A 294-nucleotide genomic window follows, 5' to 3' on the forward strand; every position below is an offset into this window, starting at 1 on the left:
AGTAGCATTACGTATTCGTGCAGAAGAGAGCGGAGATTTCTTATTTGCGACAGATCATGAGCAAGTATGGGAAGAAGTAAGGAGTCTTCTTGATACGTTCGTTGAGATGCTTGGCGAAGAGAAAATGTCACTTTCTATGTTCACAGATGTTATGTCGACAGGTCTTGAGGCGCTTCAATTCGCAAACATTCCGCCGTCATTAGACCAAGTGTTAATTGGTAATATTGATCGTTCAAGATTATCAAATGTGAAAGCAACATTTGTCATTGGCGTGAATGAAGGAGTTATTCCGGC

Annotated in this window: 1 protein-coding gene; it reads left to right on the top strand. The window is 41.2% G+C overall.

Features of this window, described 5'->3' with window-relative positions:
- Window positions 1-294 (top strand): hypothetical protein (locus ACSG5Z_RS31085; protein WP_435712881.1); only part of this gene is annotated, 294 nt, incomplete at both ends.

This window comes from Bacillus pretiosus (assembly GCF_051294775.1).
Classification (GTDB): Bacteria; Bacillota; Bacilli; order Bacillales; family Bacillaceae_G; genus Bacillus_A; species Bacillus_A wiedmannii.